13 protein-coding genes, 1 tRNA gene and 4 pseudogenes are annotated in these 15,345 nt (G+C 45.4%); 4 read left to right on the forward strand and 14 right to left on the reverse strand.

Going from position 1 to position 15,345, the window contains the following annotated elements:
• The 3 genes and pseudogenes from DWX28_RS20025 to DWX28_RS20820 all read right to left on the reverse strand — a co-directional run.
• A partial coding sequence (locus tag DWX28_RS20025; RefSeq protein ID WP_243002451.1) for an IS66 family transposase occupies positions 1 to 477 on the reverse strand: 477 nt, incomplete at its 3' end.
• Positions 478 to 504: 27 nt separating this feature from the next.
• Positions 505 to 625: pseudogene (locus DWX28_RS20030) on the reverse strand (DUF6444 domain-containing protein); the annotation flags it as partial.
• A pseudogene (locus tag DWX28_RS20820) lies at positions 626 to 748 on the reverse strand (hypothetical protein); the annotation flags it as partial.
• A 603-nt stretch (positions 749 to 1,351) separates the two neighbouring features.
• Between DWX28_RS20820 and DWX28_RS15645 the strand changes: the two are divergent.
• Positions 1,352 to 1,558: a hypothetical protein gene (locus DWX28_RS15645; protein ID WP_243002449.1), complete on the forward strand. Its 207-nt coding sequence runs from the start codon at positions 1,352 to 1,354 to the stop codon at positions 1,556 to 1,558.
• A gap of 394 nt (positions 1,559 to 1,952) precedes the next feature.
• On the opposite strand, the pseudogene DWX28_RS20620 reads toward DWX28_RS15645, so the two are convergent.
• The 6 genes and pseudogenes from DWX28_RS20620 to DWX28_RS15680 form a co-directional block, all read right to left on the reverse strand.
• Positions 1,953 to 2,066 (reverse strand): annotated as a pseudogene (locus DWX28_RS20620) (amidase); the annotation flags it as partial.
• A 25-nt stretch (positions 2,067 to 2,091) separates the two neighbouring features.
• The gene (locus DWX28_RS15660; protein WP_118253705.1) at positions 2,092 to 3,267 is read right to left on the reverse strand and encodes an NAD(P)-dependent malic enzyme; all 1,176 of its coding nucleotides are present in this window, start codon (positions 3,265 to 3,267) and stop codon (positions 2,092 to 2,094) included.
• 98 nt (positions 3,268 to 3,365) lie between these two features.
• Positions 3,366 to 4,496, reverse strand: coding sequence for an Ldh family oxidoreductase (locus DWX28_RS15665; protein ID WP_118253708.1), 1,131 nt, complete (start codon positions 4,494 to 4,496; stop codon positions 3,366 to 3,368).
• Between the two features lie 134 nt (positions 4,497 to 4,630).
• A complete protein-coding gene (locus DWX28_RS15670; RefSeq protein ID WP_243002450.1) occupies positions 4,631 to 5,080 on the reverse strand; it encodes a FadR/GntR family transcriptional regulator in 450 nt (149 codons plus the stop codon).
• 108 nt (positions 5,081 to 5,188) lie between these two features.
• Positions 5,189 to 5,262: transfer RNA gene (locus tag DWX28_RS15675), tRNA-Arg, on the reverse strand.
• Between the two features lie 126 nt (positions 5,263 to 5,388).
• Positions 5,389 to 6,276 carry a LysR family transcriptional regulator gene (locus DWX28_RS15680; protein ID WP_022215223.1) on the reverse strand — a complete coding sequence of 296 codons (888 nt, stop codon included), beginning with the start codon at positions 6,274 to 6,276 and terminating at the stop codon, positions 5,389 to 5,391.
• Between the two features lie 111 nt (positions 6,277 to 6,387).
• Here DWX28_RS15680 and DWX28_RS20625 point away from each other — a divergent pair.
• The 3 genes and pseudogenes from DWX28_RS20625 to sdaAA form a co-directional block, all read left to right on the forward strand.
• Positions 6,388 to 6,955 (forward strand): annotated as a pseudogene (locus DWX28_RS20625) (cation:dicarboxylate symporter family transporter); the annotation flags it as partial.
• 1 nt (position 6,956) lies between these two features.
• Positions 6,957 to 7,625, forward strand: coding sequence for an L-serine ammonia-lyase, iron-sulfur-dependent subunit beta (gene sdaAB / locus DWX28_RS15690; protein WP_022215221.1), 669 nt, complete (start codon positions 6,957 to 6,959; stop codon positions 7,623 to 7,625).
• Between the two features lie 18 nt (positions 7,626 to 7,643).
• Positions 7,644 to 8,513, forward strand: coding sequence for an L-serine ammonia-lyase, iron-sulfur-dependent, subunit alpha (gene sdaAA, locus DWX28_RS15695; protein ID WP_118253711.1), 870 nt, complete (start codon positions 7,644 to 7,646; stop codon positions 8,511 to 8,513).
• Positions 8,514 to 8,698: 185 nt separating this feature from the next.
• On the opposite strand, the gene DWX28_RS15700 is transcribed toward sdaAA, so the two are convergent.
• The 5 genes from DWX28_RS15700 to DWX28_RS15720 all read right to left on the reverse strand — a co-directional run bounded on the left by DWX28_RS15700 (position 8,699) and on the right by DWX28_RS15720 (position 15,131).
• Complete coding sequence (locus DWX28_RS15700) at positions 8,699 to 9,733, reverse strand: hypothetical protein (RefSeq protein WP_118253713.1); 1,035 nt, start codon at positions 9,731 to 9,733, stop codon at positions 8,699 to 8,701.
• A gap of 185 nt (positions 9,734 to 9,918) precedes the next feature.
• Positions 9,919 to 11,151: an ABC transporter permease gene (locus DWX28_RS15705; protein ID WP_118253716.1), complete on the reverse strand. Its 1,233-nt coding sequence runs from the start codon at positions 11,149 to 11,151 to the stop codon at positions 9,919 to 9,921.
• The gene (locus DWX28_RS15710) at positions 11,151 to 12,971 is read right to left on the reverse strand and encodes an efflux RND transporter periplasmic adaptor subunit (RefSeq protein ID WP_118253719.1); all 1,821 of its coding nucleotides are present in this window, start codon (positions 12,969 to 12,971) and stop codon (positions 11,151 to 11,153) included. The genes DWX28_RS15705 and DWX28_RS15710 overlap by 1 nt, the downstream gene beginning before the upstream one ends.
• Positions 12,968 to 13,684: an ABC transporter ATP-binding protein gene (locus DWX28_RS15715; protein WP_118253722.1), complete on the reverse strand. Its 717-nt coding sequence runs from the start codon at positions 13,682 to 13,684 to the stop codon at positions 12,968 to 12,970. Before DWX28_RS15715 ends, DWX28_RS15710 begins: the two co-directional genes overlap by 4 nt.
• 55 nt (positions 13,685 to 13,739) lie before the next feature.
• Positions 13,740 to 15,131, reverse strand: coding sequence for an aminopeptidase (locus DWX28_RS15720; RefSeq protein WP_118253726.1), 1,392 nt, complete (start codon positions 15,129 to 15,131; stop codon positions 13,740 to 13,742).
• Positions 15,132 to 15,345: the final 214 nt, after the last annotated feature.

The following is a 15,345-nucleotide window of genomic DNA, read 5'->3' on the forward strand; positions in this document are numbered from 1 at the left end:
CTTTTTATCGAACTTATGATAGTGATAATAGCTCAGAAAGTCCTTACCTTTCTCTACAGATTTGCCTTTGACCTTTTTCATTTCCAGTAAAAGGTCTATAAATGCAGATGCCCACTTCTGTTCAGAATGATTTTCATCAATCCCCGTTAATTCACGGAGAAGATGTGCACACCAGAGTTTTTTATCCACTCTGGTTCCTGTTTCATCGAAATGTCCAAGTGCGGAACCGATCATTTTATCCTTGATCTTACCTACTGTTTCACTCAGACTGTCAGCGCATCTTTTTACCATGCTGCTGATTGTTCCTGTTGCAATCGGAATGTTAAATACTCCGGAAAGGATCTCATGGGTGCGTTTGATGCTGACTGCACCTACGGTATTCAACGCAACAGCTAATGACTGAAGGTTTTCGCCATACTGTACGGCTGCTTTTACGTCAGAAGGGAAAGTGCCTCTGCGTGTATCTCCATACAGCATACAGATTGGAAGTTCCAGTGCCTGATGTCCGTTCTGTCCACCAGCCTTTTTACCGGATGGTTTTCGCAGACTCTTTGGGGCAGGCTTTTTGAAACCATCACTTTGAAGGTGGTTTGGAACTGTTTTTGGAGTTCTTATTAAGCTGTTCCTTTAGTTCCTGTATTGCCTGATTGAGTTGAGCGATCAATTGTGTTTGCGCATTGATTGTAGCATTCAGGGAATCTACAGTTGATGTTAATGAATTAACCTGTTGTAATAACTTCTTATTCATTTCATCTTTTGTCAATCAGCCCACCTTCTTCCGTTAAAATTTGATACTTCTATTTTAACGGAAAATGGGGTAAAAAGCGAATCGTAAGATTTTGGCATACTGTCAAAATGACGGTGGATAACCCAAAAAATCAGAGATTAAATGCTGATAACACCCGGATAAAATCCACAAAAATGCTGTTATCTGGATAAAACTAAGGAGTTATGTTTCAGTAATCCACAAACCCAAAGCACTTGGCAGCCAAACTGAAAAATTATCCACATTTTGCACTAAAACGATGACGAAACAGAAATTTTATTTTCTCTGTTTTGCCGAAAAATCAAGATGTACTTAATGGGGTACTGAATAGTTACCTCAAAACTTACTCCGTCAGGTGATATTATTGCCACTGTAAATGGAACAAATTTGTATTATGTACATTATATGTAACTATTCAGTAGGTAGTATCCCGCGAGGTGTTTTGGCATGTTTTTGCCAAAATCCCGAGACATACAAGGCAAAATGCCATCACCGAAGGTGATTTGGAATGCATTTTGACTCGTAACTGTGAGGGTACTGAACAGTTACCATTATATAAATAAAGTGGTATCGGATGATTACGAATTGACAGAACAAGATAAAAAAGACCAGTCCAGTGGAAAAGTTGTATTCAGTTACGATGACAATGCTTCTCAGATTGAAGTCAGTCAGGTTCAAAGCGTTAACTGGAATAAGGATGGCATCCAGTATGATTTGCTGCAAATAGATGGAAAATTATCTGCCGGAGAACTTGCAGATATGGCGAGAGAGGTTATTAATAACAGAAGATAATCGAGCAGGAAGGGAGTGATTAGCTCCCGTCCTCTCATTGAAACCGCCGTGCGTACCGTTCGGTACCACACGTTTCTTTTTCCCCATATATCTGCCACATTTACTATAGTTAATTCCGAGCAGTTATTGGATTTTGGTTTGTTTGGCGGCCTTATCCTTAACAATAGCCTGATGTGATTTCTGTTCGTCAGACCAGAGATTTGCCACTTTCCTTCAGATTCCAACTCACGATGGACACCCTTGGTCTTGGCTGTATCCTTCCCACTACCAGGGCGAATTGGGGACTTTCACCCGTTAGAAATGTGCACCGCAAGGCACACCAAAAAAGCCAGAAAATCCTTTACTGATTTTCTGGCTTCTGCTTTACCTTATTCCATATCTTTTTGTAATCCGTTCATCCAACAATATCTATCTGGCACGCTTTCATGGCCTTCAGTGCAGTCTCATGACTTTCTGGAGTCACTCCTGCACAACATGCAGCATCTACTTTGATTGGGACTTCTGGAAGTTTCTTTCCCTCCTGCGTATCTCGTTTAAATACGAGCTACACCGGTTCTCTTTGCTGCCTCAGCAACCGCTTTGGCTACCGCTGGTCCTACTCGCTTATCGAATGCCTTCGGAATGATATATTCCGGAGAAAGTTCCTCATCTGTGATCAGATTTGCAAGTGCTTCAGACGCTGCCAACTTCATTTCGTCATTGATTTCTTTTGCTCTCACATCAAATGCACCACGGAAGATTCCCGGGAAAGCAAGTACGTTGTTGATCTGGTTCGGGAAATCACTTCTTCCTGTGGAAACAACTTTTGCTCCGCCTGCCTTTGCGTCATCCGGGAAGATCTCCGGAGTCGGGTTCGCACATGCAAAAACAACTGCATCTTTGTTCATGGTCTTAACCATCTCTGTTGTAACAGCACCCGGTGCAGAAACACCGATAAATACATCTGCGCCAACCAACATATCTGCAAGAGAACCGGATTTTTTAGCCAGGTTAGTAACTTTAGCCATTTCATCTTTGACCGGATTCATGCCTTCCGGGCGTCCCTCGTAGATTGCACCCTTTCTGTCGCAGAGAGTGATATCTTTGAATCCTGCTGTCAGAAGGAGACGTGCAATAGAGATTGCAGCAGCTCCTGCTCCGTTCATAATGATACGAACATCTTCTTTTTTCTTTCCTACAACCTTCAGTGCATTGGTCAGACCAGCAAGAGTGATGATAGCTGTACCGTGTTGGTCATCATGGAAGATCGGAATATCACATTTTTCTTTCAGTTTTTTCTCAATCTCAAAGCATCTCGGAGCAGAAATATCTTCCAGATTTACTCCGCCAAAAGAACCGGAGATCAGATAAATTGTATTAACGATTTCATCCACATCATTGCTCTTGATACAAAGAGGGAATGCATCTACATCGCCAAACGCCTTGAAAAGTACACATTTTCCTTCCATTACCGGCATTCCGGCCTCTGGTCCGATGTTTCCAAGTCCAAGAACAGCTGAGCCGTCAGTTACTACCAGACACATGTTCCATCTTCTGGTAAGATCATAAGATTTATCCACATTCTTCTGGATTTCGAGACAAGGCTGTGCAACACCTGGTGTATAGGCAAGTGACAGATCATCCTTATTTTCTACAGGTACTCTTGTTACAACTTCAATCTTACCTTTCCATTCTCCATGCAATCTTAAAGATTCTTTTGCATAATCCATTTCTATTGTCCTCCCTGATATCTTAAATTTTGTAAAACCGTATCATTCGACTCTTCTATTGTTGCTGTTCACTCCGTTCACAGCAATCTTCTAATCTATTAATAATTACCGGTAAAGAATTTGCTTTCTTTTGGAAGCTCATATCCGTCAAAATATTTATCAAAGTCAAGTTTGAGATATCCACACAAATTAGCAAGTTCGACCATCGTATTGTCGTTTACAGGTAATCCATGCTCTCTTCTGTCTTTTTCCGCAAAAACTTCTTTTTCACCATGTGTATAAATACGATCTTTGCCTTCTGCCTTCGGACTTTCTCTCAAAGCTTCCAGGTATTCTGAAAAGTGTCTGCGAATTGCCTGAGGATCACCAAATGCAGCCGGATCGATTGCCATAAATCCATGGCAGATTCCTGTTTTATCCGGGAATGTGCAACAATGATCCGAAGTAACACCCATAGAAAGAATGGAACTGAATAGTTCACACAGCATACCATATCCATATCCTTTGTGGCTTCCTGTAACCTCTTCATTTCCACCAAGGGGCATGATTCCACCGCCCTTCTTTGCAACAATATTGGAAAGGACATCCGGTGCATCTGTACTTGCATGGCCATCTTTGTCCAGCGCCCATCCATTCGGAAGCGGTTTCTCCATTTTGTTGTACATTTCGAGTTTTCCTCTTGTAACTACCGTGGTAGAAGAGTCAAAGAAAAACGGATACGGATCTGCCGGCATAGCTACTGCGATTGGGTTTGATCCAAGCATGGCTTTTTTGCCAAATGTAGGAACCATAATAGCCTCTGAATTTGTACAGGCCATTCCCAGAAGTCCCTCATCGCACGCCATCTTTGCATAATATCCGGCGATACCGAAATGATTGGACTCACGGACAGTTACAATTCCAACTCCGGTTTTTTTGGCTTTTTCAATTGCTTTTTTCATTGCATAAACGGAAATAAGCTGTCCCATTCCATTATGACCATCAATCACTGCAGATATCGGTGTTTCAAATACAATTTCAGGCTTTGCCTGCGGATGGATCGTTCCCTTTTCGATTCCCTTATGATAACGCACCATTCTCTGCATACCATGACTTTCAATTCCATAAAGATCAGCCGTAAGAAGCACATCCTTGATCTGATTGCTTTCTTCCTCTGTAAAACCAAACGCCTTGAATACGTCTCCGCAAAAATGATTCAGTGTCTCATATGACCATTTCACATATCCCATTGTTTCGCCTCTCTTTCCGGTATTGCCGGTTTTATTTATTGGCATTACCAATTTGCATTTTGATTATACCACTGGTATTACCAAAATACAATAGAGGTCATATCAATTCATCCTGTAAAAATGACCAAAATTTCTCAGGATTTTTTTTGCATTTCTTCCATATAACGTTCAATCGTATCCATATGTTCGGACATACATCGTTCCGCCTGTTCTGCATCTCCGTTGATGATCGCCTCAACAAGCCGATGATGCTGGTCATCAACCTCTCTGGCAGAATTATTCTTTTTCATAATGTAGTCTCTCGTCCCGGAAACAATACTCTCAGTAAGCTGACCCGCTGCCGCAAGGACACTGTAAACCATCGGGTTATCTGCGATCTTTGCAATCTTCTTATGAAGTTCGCGATCCAGTTCACCCCGTATCTTTTCATCTTCTGCGGCGTCCAGCCGTGCAAGAATCACCCATAATTCTGCTGCATCCAGCGGTGTGCACTTTCGCGCCGCAAGAATTGCCGCTTCTCTCTCCAGTGCCGCACGGAACTGCTGATTCTGGCGCAGATATCCATTATTTAATGTGTTAAACATCCCCGAAATAGATAAGTCACAGCAAGTCACAGGTTTTTACACAAACCTGAAAACAAAAAAGAAGCCGGAAACCATTGATTTTTCAAGGTTTCCAGCTTCTTAAATTAGCGTGCGTTAGAGGATTCGAACCCCCGACCTTTTGGTCCGTAGCCAAACGCTCTATCCAGCTGAGCTAAACGCACATCTCTTTTGTTTTGTGAGTACTTGTCGCTCACAACAAAATGTATTTTATAGTATAACTGTCATTTTGTCAACACTTTTTTTGAAAAAAATTTATTTTTTTTATTTTTATATTTTGAAGGTGCATTTCAGGCATTTTCGGACTCGGTTATGAGGCGGATGAATTCGCTCATTTCGCGGGTTTTGTACTTGTTCTTATGATAGAAGATCTGGCGGTACATGGAGATATCAATGTCGGTCACGTCAAGCATGGTAATCCGGCCGCTGCGGATATATTTCTCCACTGCAAAATATGGAAGGAACGAAAGTCCGTCATTTCGCTCCACCATCTTAATGATAAATTCCGTATCACTGATCTCAAGGACAGGATCCAGCGTGCGGTTCTCAAGCGCAAGATGCTGATCCAGCGCCTGCCTGTAGTTCGCATTTTTTTCCGTCAGAAAAAAAGGTTCTCCCAGGATATCCTGAAGCACCATTTCCTTCCTCAATGCAAATTCAGAATTTACAGATGCAACAAAAACGATCGGCTCTGCTGCCTCCATGACCTTGATCCATTCCTTATTCCAGCGCGGCGTGTCCAGGATATAGATAAGATCCAGTTCATTGTGCTCCATCATACGGATCAGCTTCTCCGGTGAATCCAGCGTGATCTGTATGTTCACCTTCGGATAAAGCGTATGAAACTGGCTCAGGATACGTGGAAACTTCGCTGTGCACAGAGATTCGATCGTACCAATATGAAGCGGATTCTCAAGCTCCCTGTCCTCATTCATCGCCATTATCGTCCTGTTCATTTCATAAAGGATACGGCTGGCATGCTCCAGGAAACGCTTCCCCTGCGGCGTAAGGCTGACTTTCTTACCCATACGGTCAAACAGTTTCGTGCCGAGTTCTTCCTCCAGAAGCCGGATCTGGACCGTAATGGCAGACTGTGAATATCCCATAGTCTCCGCTGCCCTGGAAAAACTTCCAAGTCTCGCAACATGAACAAAAGACTGCACCTGACGGATCTCCATGACGCCCTCCCTCTTATTATGAAAAATTTTCAACTATATCATAAATACTATGAATTTGCTTCATTTATATGTTGATGATACAATACACTCACGAAGACGTCAATCATATTTTTATGCAAAATCAGCAAAACTTTCTCGATCCTTGGAATCCTCTGGAAAGTTTTCCTTGTTGTTATCGCAATGCATCTGATCTGCATTTTTATCCAGTTCACGATCGCAGGTTCTGTCAGCAGGAAAAACCCTCTGACCCTTATAAAAAACCAGGTTCCTGGTTATACTACAGCTCTTGGAACACAGTCCTCTGCTACAACGATCCCGGTCAATCTGCAGTGTGCAGAAGCTGACGGCGTGTGCAACTGCCGTCTGTCTGATGAACCAGCTTCCGATCAGTCTCGCAACTGTCATTCCGTTCATCATGACACTCGGCATCGCAATGGTCGCTTCCCCGGGAGCTCCTGGCGGTTCCATCATGACTGCTCTTCCGTTCCTGTACATGGTATTCGGCGCAGAAGCCGGAGATCCGGAAGGCGCGATCTGCGCCATCATGGTTGCACTTTACATCACACAGGATTCCTTCGGAACAGCCTGCAACATTTCCGGTGACAACGCTATCGGTATCATCGTAGACACTATTTATAAGAAATTTATCTTAAAAACACCACAGCCACAGGAGAATTAAAATGTCTTTTATCAGCGTATTTGATGTAATGGGACCAAACATGATCGGTCCTTCCAGCTCCCACACAGCCGGAGCTGCCCGCATTGGTTTTCTCGCACAGAAAATGATCAATGGTCCACTGAAAAAAGTTGAATTTACACTGTATGGATCTTTTTCCAGAACTTACAAAGGACATGGTACTGACCGCGCACTGCTCGGTGGTATTATGGGATTTTCCACAGACGATATGCGTATCCGCAACTCCTTTGAGATTGCAGAAAAAAAAGGACTCGAATTCACCTTTACGCCAAATGAGCTGGAAACAGATATCCATCCAAACACTGTTGACATCCATATGGTCAACGAAAGCGGTCAGGAAATGACCGTCCGCGGAGAATCTCTCGGAGGCGGCAAAGTCCGCATCGTAAGGATCAATTCCGTACAGGTTGATTTCACGGGCGAATACAGTGCCGTGATCGTAACTCATCAGGACAAACCGGGCGTTGTGGCATACATCACCAAATGCCTCAGCGACCGAAACGTAAACATCGCTTTTATGCGTCTTTTCCGCGAATCCAAAGGCGAGATCGCCTATACGATCGTGGAATCTGACGGACGTCTTCCGGAGGATATCGGAGTCACGATCCGCCAGCACGAAAATATCCACGAAGTCATGATCGTGCAGATGTAAGGAAGGAGATTTTTTATCATGGATTTTAAAAATGCAAAAGAACTTCTGACGCTCTGCCAGGATCATCAGCTTCCGATCTCTGAGATCATGCGCCAGAGGGAGATTATTGTCGGTGAGACGACCGACGAGAGTGTAAATTCACGGATGGCACGTGTCCTTGAGATCATGAAAGATGCCGCTTTTTCCCCGGTCAAAACCCCTGTCAAATCTATGGGCGGACTGATCGGCGGTGAAGCACAGAAGCTTTCCAGGCATCTTGCTTCCGGTAAAGGGATCTGTGGAAATGTCCTGGAAAAAGCAATCACCTACGCAATGGCGACTCTGGAGACAAATGCTTCCATGGGACTGATCGTAGCCTCTCCTACTGCCGGCTCTGCCGGTATCGTTCCGGGACTTCTTCTTGCACTTCAGGAAGTTTATGATTTCTCTGACGAGGATATCCAGAAAGCACTTTTTAATGCTGGTGCGATCGGATATCTTGCCATGCGAAATGCAACCGTTGCCGGTGCTGTCGGTGGCTGTCAGGCAGAGACAGGTGTTGCAGCTGCCATGGCCGCTTCTGCCGCTACAGAACTGATGGGCGGTACGCCACTGCAGTGTACCTACGCCGCTTCTACCGTGCTTATGAACATGCTCGGGCTTGTATGTGACCCGGTTGGCGGTCTGGTGGAATATCCGTGCCAGAACCGAAATGCTTCCGGTGTTGCGATTGCACTGGTCGCTGCGGAAATGTCCCTCGCAGGCATCACACAGCTTATCCCTCTCGATGAAATGATCACGATCATGTTCACCGTAGGCAAAAAGCTTCCTGCGGAATTGAGAGAAACTGCACTTGGCGGCTGTGCAACTGCGCCGTCTGCTTGCGAATCCTGCCATATGTGCGGGTGATATTTACTGATATCAAGACAGACAAATGACCGGGATCAAAAACTCTCCCGGTCATTTTGCCCCGTATGTCTCGGGATTTTGCCATATCTATGGCAAAACACCTCGCGGGATATTACCTGTGAACAGTACCTGCCTGTTAATTATGCGGATTTCTATGTCAAATTCAGATAATGTCGACTGTTTTATTATTCAGCGTCAGCGCTGTCATCTGTTGTCTCTGCAGCTTCGCTGTCGTCTTTGGATGCGTCATCTTTCTTGTCATCTGCCGGTGCTGCATCTTCTTTTGCTTCTGGTGCACCTGCATTCATTACAACAACTGCTGTTGCATTTCCATCTGCATCAAGAGTAACTTTGATGGTATCACCAACTTTGATGTCTGAGAATGCGATTGCTTCTGTCTTCATCTCCGGAGCTTTTGTATCGTCTGGTTTTGCATCTTTGTCAGATGCATCTGCGGATTCGTCTGTTGTTTTATCTGCAGCACCTGCATCTGTGCTGTCGCTGTCTGCTGTTTCATCTGTGGACTCTGTGTCTGCGGACTCATCTGTAGAGTCTGTGTCGTCTGCTTTGGCGTCCTCGCTGTCAGCATCCTTGGAATCATCTGCTTTCTGATCATCTGCCGGTGCTTCGTCCGGTTTTTCTGGCTGAGCTTCCTTCTCGTAAGTTGTAGTGTCTGTTACTGTGATCGTCTGAGATTCTCCTGTCAGATCCAGCATGGATGGAGCTTCGCCCTTGTCATCTGGAGCTTCTGCATCTTTCTCATCAGCTGCTGCCTCGTCTGTGCTGTCTTCTGTAGATTCGTCTGCTGCTTCTGTGTCTGCGGACTCATCTGTGCTTTCCTCTGTATCTTTGGAATCATCTGCTTTTTCATCTTTGCTGTCATCAGCTTTCTCGTCCTTGGAATCATCAGCCTTTGCATCTTTATCTCCAGCGTCTTTGCCATCCTCTGGTTTTTCACCCTTCGGGTCCTGTCCATCCGGCTGCTGTCCTTCTTTTGGAGTTCCTACATTGATCGTAATGCTGTCCTCTCCAACTTCTGTGACTTCACCGTAAACTTCTGTAGCTTCTGCCTCATCTGTAGTTGTATCTGTGGAATCTGCGCTCTCGTCCTCTGCTGCAGCCTCTGTTGTCTCAGCAGTATCACTTGCTGCATATGCCATATTTACAGAAGTCAGTGCCATTGTCAGTCCTAATACCATTGCTGCATATTTACGTTTCATAATAATCAATTCCTCTCTTCTATTTTAATTTTTTCTTTTGTTTTGCTTTCTGTTGCTTACAGCTAACAATATAGGCTGAATTTGTGACACTTATGTGATAAAAATAAGGAGATTTTATGAAATCGGTCACATTTTTTGCACAAAAAATCCTTCACCTCGGGAAAGATGAAGGATCTTCGTTATATTTAATTTCGTCTCAGCGCCTCGATCGGGCTCAGTTTTGCGGCTTTTCTTGCAGGGTAGATTCCAAAGAAAACACCTACCGCGCAGGAGAACAAAGTCGCTGCCAGCACGACTGTCGGGCTAATCCCTGGTGAGATTGCCATTCCCATACTGTTACTCATGACCGTACAGATTCCATATGCCGCCAGCACACCGAGCAGGATTCCGATCAGACCACCGATGACTGTCAGGATCGCTGCTTCTGCAAGGAACTGCAGCATGATAGAAGCAGTCTTGGCTCCAAGAGATTTACGGATACCGATCTCCCTCGTTCGCTCTGTGACAGACACAAGCATGATATTCATGACACCGATTCCACCGACAAGAAGAGAAATTCCGGCCACAAAAGAAATAAAAGTCGTGACCATGCCAAGCATCTCGTTCATAGATCTCATGATATCCTGGAAACTCTCAACCTGGAAATAATCTTCTCCGGCACACTGATGGCGTTTTTCCAGCAGGTGAACGATCTGATCTGCAATCCCCTGAGAATCCTGTGTTTTGTCTGCCTGAACAGTGATCGAATAAAATTCATCAGATCCTACAACCAGATCATCCATGGATGAATACGGGATATTCACCGTAACCGGCATTCCATCATAAGTATAACTTACAAAAGTTCCATTTTCTTTCTGAGTCGTGACACCTATGATACGAAATGATTTGGAAGAATCATAACAGGTGATATCAAGGCTCATACCCACGACATCATCCGTACCAAACAGTCTTTTGGCATCGGAATCAGAAATGACACAGACGTTTTTGCCCTCCTCGATCTCCTGCTCTCCGAAATAATTTCCGTATTTCATTTCAGAGTTATTGATCATTTTGGCATCCGGACCCTCGCCGGTTAACATAATAGAAAAAGTACCCTTGCCGGTCACAGTCTCACCGTCATAACTGTTTGAAACACTGACTCCCTCTACATCATCCAGTTTACGGACTTCCTGCACATCTTCCGGTGTGATCCATTCGTCCTCTGTCATGGCATTACTACTGACGCTGATCGCGATCTTGCCGGCACCGATCCCATCGATCTCACTGTTCATCTGATTCTTGGTTCCCTCACCGATAGAAACGATCGCAATAACCGAGGCAATACCTATGATGATTCCAAGCATGGTCAGAAAAGAACGTCCTTTATTTGCGCGGATGTTCTGGACTGCCATTTTTATGTATTCATACAATCCGCCCATCAAGCACCTTCTTCTGTTTCTGTAACCACATCTTCTGCATCGGCAGGAACAGCATCTGTTCCATCGGCACCTTCTGCGCTGGCATCCACGGCCTGTGCAGTCATCCCTTCCTGCAGGGAACCGATATCACGGATCACCTGTTCATCTGCCTCAATGCCATCCGTTACCTCGATATAATCATCAGAACTTATGCCTGTTGTGATATCTTTTCTGGTGATCACACCATCTTCAAGGATATAACAGAAAGAACCTTCTTTGCCAATATTGACAACTTCGGACGGCAGAACGACAACATTCTCCGCTTTCTGTGCCTGGATCGTTACTTTGGCATCTACACCGAGAAAAATATCGTCCGGATTTTTGATACGGATATCTGCTGAGATCAGGGATGCGCCTTTTTCATTCTGCGTCGCAATGTGGCTGACCTTGATAACTTCGCCTTCGTATGTTTTTCCTGCAAGTGTGATCTGTGCGCTCTGTCCTTCCTGAACCTTGTCGTAGTCATACTTGGAAATGTTTACCGTTACATCTACTTTATCTGTATTCTGCAGAGTAAAAAGTTCTGTACCAAGTGCTGTTGTAGAGCCTTCCACAACGGCAACCTTTGTCACTACGCCGTTAAAATCTGCGTGGATTCCTTTTTTGGCTGCTTCTACAAGTTCCTTGGCTGACATCTGATCCAGTTCTGCGAGGTTGTTGGTGATCTCCATTTTTTCTTTTTCTTCTTCGGTCACAGCTCCCGGGTCTGCTTCTGCAGTTGCTTCTTCACTGGACAGTTTGGACTGGAGCTCTGCAAGATCGCTGCTGGCTTTTTCCAGCTCAGATTCCAGAGCAGAGGTATCTGCTGTTACTGCCGCTGTTTCTGTAGTATCCGAAAAATCAGAGGATGTTTCTGTCTTGGTTCCATCTGACACGATTGCAGAACTTTCTCCTGTGTAATCAGATAACACCGGTGCTTCCGGCTTCTGTGCCTTATAATCTTCGTAGTCACGCTTTGCGTCCTGATATGCAATCTGTGACTCACTCCGTAACTGTTCTGCAATGGAAAGTGCATCTGCATTTTCGTCCGTCTGATCCGCCGACCAGGTCTGAAAAGCCATCTGATACTCACTCTCGGACTGATTGTATTCCTGAAGAGTCTGATTCATCGTATTGTTAAGTTCATTCAGCTTATTCTGATATGCCGGGAGTGTTTTGTTCTGATATGTACTGAGGTCGGCTGCATATTCCTGCTGGATTTTCTGCTGTGCAGCTTCCTGGGCGGCCTGCGCCTCGGCTGCTTTTCTTGCAGATTCTGCTGCTGCCTGTGCCTGTGCATTGGCTGTTACCTGAGAAATCTGTGCCTTAAGGCTCGCCACATAATCTTCCTGCGCTGCCACCTGCTGTTTCAGGCTTGCCGCATTACCTGCGGCATCTTTCTGTTTCTGGACTGCCTTGTCCGATTTGTTGATCGTATTGGTCATGTCCAATTTCCCGGACTCTACGTTCAGATCAGCTTTTTTCTGTTCTCTTTCGAGATCCTTTTTGTCAAAAGCCACCAGCTCTGTTCCGGCTTTGACGGTGTCGCCTTCTTTGAAATCGACCTTGTCTACTTTGGCATTCACCGGTGAAAAATAAGTCTTGGATTCTTCGCTGACTACGGTTCCGCTTGCCTCCACGGTCTGCTGGACATCACCGATCCCGGCCTTTACCACCTCAACCTGTGGAACTGCCTCCTCGCCGGATGACCTGCCTCCCAGGACAGATACACCGCCCACTGCCACAACTGCGATCACGCCTGCGCCGATCAGCAGTTTCTTTTTGGATTTTTTCTTCTTCATGCCTCTGCCTCCTGGTCAAAATCCTCATTTATTGTGTCGGATTCGATTTTTCCGTCCATGATACGTACCACACGGCGTGCCTGGGCCGCAATTCCATTGTCATGTGTGATCAGGATCACGGTTCGTCCTGACTTGTGCATCTTTTTGAGGATTGCGAGAATCTCTCTGCTGGATGCAGAGTCCAGGTTTCCGGTCGGCTCATCTGCCAGGATCACCGGCGGCTGTGCGGCAATGGCTCTCGCGATGGCAACTCTCTGCTGCTGACCACCGGACATTTCGCTTGGCTTATGATCCATACGTTTCTCCAGACCGACCAGTTTGAGCGAATCTACGGCAAGCTGGTGCCTTGTTTTCTTGTCTACGCCTCTGTAGATCAGGGGAAGTTCTACGTTTTCGATCGCGTTCAGATTTGCGATCAGGTTAAAGCCCTGGAAGATAAAACCGATCTCACGGTTTCGCACTTCTGAGAGTTCATTGTCCGTCATTTCGGACACATCTGTTCCGTTAAGATAATATCTGCCGGAAGTCGGAACATCAAGGCATCCAAGCATGTTCATAAACGTGGATTTGCCGGAACCGGACTGTCCGATGATCGCTACCAGTTCCCCTTTTTTGATCTCCAGGCTCACATGATCCAGAGCACGCACTTCGTTTTCTCCAGGATTGTAAATCTTGCATAAGTCTTCTACTTTGATCAGTGTATCGTTGTCCATAAATCCTCCTCTGGTGCCCCTTCATGGAGCCTGCTTATTGCTGTTTCAGATATCTTCATGCATCAAGCAAAAATGCTTTGTAGGCTTTCTTTGCTTCGTAAATATCGGCTTTGCTTGTGACTTCCCACGGAGCATGCATGCTTAAGACTGCCACACCGCTGTCGATCACGTTCATTCCATAAAGGGCTGCGATATATGCGATGGTTCCGCCGCCGCCTACATCGACCTTACCAAGTTCTGCGGTCTGGAATGCAACCTGATGGTCGTCAAAGATCCTGCGGACCTCTGCAACATATTCAGCATTTGCATCGTTGGAGCCGGATTTGCCTCTTGCTCCTGTGAATTTATTGAGCACGATGCCTCTTCCGAGATATGCAGCATTCTTTTTCTCGAAGCATTCTCCATAAGCCGGATCATAGCCCGCGCTTACATCAGAGGAAAGCATGCTGGAGTTGCGGAGAGTTCTTCTGAGTGCCAGATCAGAATAGCATCCCATTCCATCCAGAAGTTCTGCAACGGTATTTTCAAAAAATCTGGACTGCATTCCGGTTGCGCCGACGCTTCCGATCTCTTCTTTGTCTGTCAGGAGACAGCAGCTTGTGCGTTTCGGTGCGTCCATTTCCATCATTGCGACAAAGGAAGTATAGGCGCATACGCGGTCATCCTGTCCATATGCGGCTACCATACTTCTGTCCAGACCGCAGTCACGTGCCTTGCCTGCCGGAACGATCTCAAGCTCTGCTGAAAGGAAATCCTCCTCTTCTACATCGTATTTCTCTTTGAGGATACGGAGAACATTGGATTTGACTGCTTCTTTTTTCTTCTCATCGGTGCTTTCGCTGAGCGGTCTGCTTCCGATCAGGATGTCGAGATTTTCACCTTCGATGACCTCGGCTGCTTTTTTCTGAAGCTGTTTGCCTGCAAGGTGGATCAGAAGGTCTGTGATGTATACGACCGGATCATTTTCATCTTCACCGATGGTAACGTTGACTACGCTGCCGTCTTTTTTTGCGATCACGCCGTGGATCGCGAGTGGAAGAGCTACCCACTGATATTTCTTGACACCGCCATAGTAGTGGGTATCGAGGTATGCAAGGTCTGTGTCTTCATACAGAGGATTCTGTTTTACGTCGAGACGTGGGGAGTCGATGTGTGCGCCGAGGATGTTCATACCTTTTTCCAGCGGTTCCTGGCCTACGTGGAACAGTGCCATGATCTTTTTCATTCCGACTGCATATACTTTATCTCCCGGCTGGATCTTCTCGCCTGCTGCCTGTTTTGCTTCAAGGCTGACATATCCGTTGGCTTCTGCTTCTCTGACAAGTTCCGTCACACATTCACGCTCTGTCTTGCCTGCATCAAGGAATGCGCGGTAATCCTTTGTAAGTTTCTCCATCTCTTTCTCATCCGATTCTCCATAAGAAAGCCATGCGTTTTTTCTTTCCATAATATATAAAACCACCTTTCGATTGATTAATTTACTCCGATATTAACGAATTGCTCCGCTGCAAGCAGCTCCCGCAATTCTGCATATCTCCCACATTATAAATCAAATACTTCCATATTTCTACAATCCTCACAATTCTTAATCAAAAAATAAGAATTCCATTACTTATTTCACAGTTTTCTCAAATTTTTCTTGAAAAATTCGCCTCCGCCGT

It is taken from the genome of Blautia sp. AF19-10LB (assembly GCF_003461245.1).
Classification (GTDB): Bacteria; Bacillota; Clostridia; order Lachnospirales; family Lachnospiraceae; genus Blautia_A; species Blautia_A intestinihominis.

Coding starts and splice junctions, on each gene's coding strand:
- DWX28_RS15720 (WP_118253726.1), bottom strand. CDS start 15,131: ATGGAAAGAAAAAACGCATGGCTTTCTTATGGAGAATCGGATGAGAAA.
- DWX28_RS15715 (WP_118253722.1), bottom strand. CDS start 13,684: ATGGACAACGATACACTGATCAAAGTAGAAGACTTATGCAAGATTTAC.
- DWX28_RS15660 (WP_118253705.1), bottom strand. CDS start 3,267: ATGGATTATGCAAAAGAATCTTTAAGATTGCATGGAGAATGGAAAGGT.
- DWX28_RS15705 (WP_118253716.1), bottom strand. CDS start 11,151: ATGGGCGGATTGTATGAATACATAAAAATGGCAGTCCAGAACATCCGC.
- sdaAB (WP_022215221.1), top strand. CDS start 6,957: ATGTCTTTTATCAGCGTATTTGATGTAATGGGACCAAACATGATCGGT.
- DWX28_RS15710 (WP_118253719.1), bottom strand. CDS start 12,971: ATGAAGAAGAAAAAATCCAAAAAGAAACTGCTGATCGGCGCAGGCGTG.
- DWX28_RS15665 (WP_118253708.1), bottom strand. CDS start 4,496: ATGGGATATGTGAAATGGTCATATGAGACACTGAATCATTTTTGCGGA.
- DWX28_RS15670 (WP_243002450.1), bottom strand. CDS start 5,080: ATGTTTAACACATTAAATAATGGATATCTGCGCCAGAATCAGCAGTTC.
- DWX28_RS15700 (WP_118253713.1), bottom strand. CDS start 9,733: ATGAAACGTAAATATGCAGCAATGGTATTAGGACTGACAATGGCACTG.
- sdaAA (WP_118253711.1), top strand. CDS start 7,644: ATGGATTTTAAAAATGCAAAAGAACTTCTGACGCTCTGCCAGGATCAT.
- DWX28_RS15680 (WP_022215223.1), bottom strand. CDS start 6,276: ATGGAGATCCGTCAGGTGCAGTCTTTTGTTCATGTTGCGAGACTTGGA.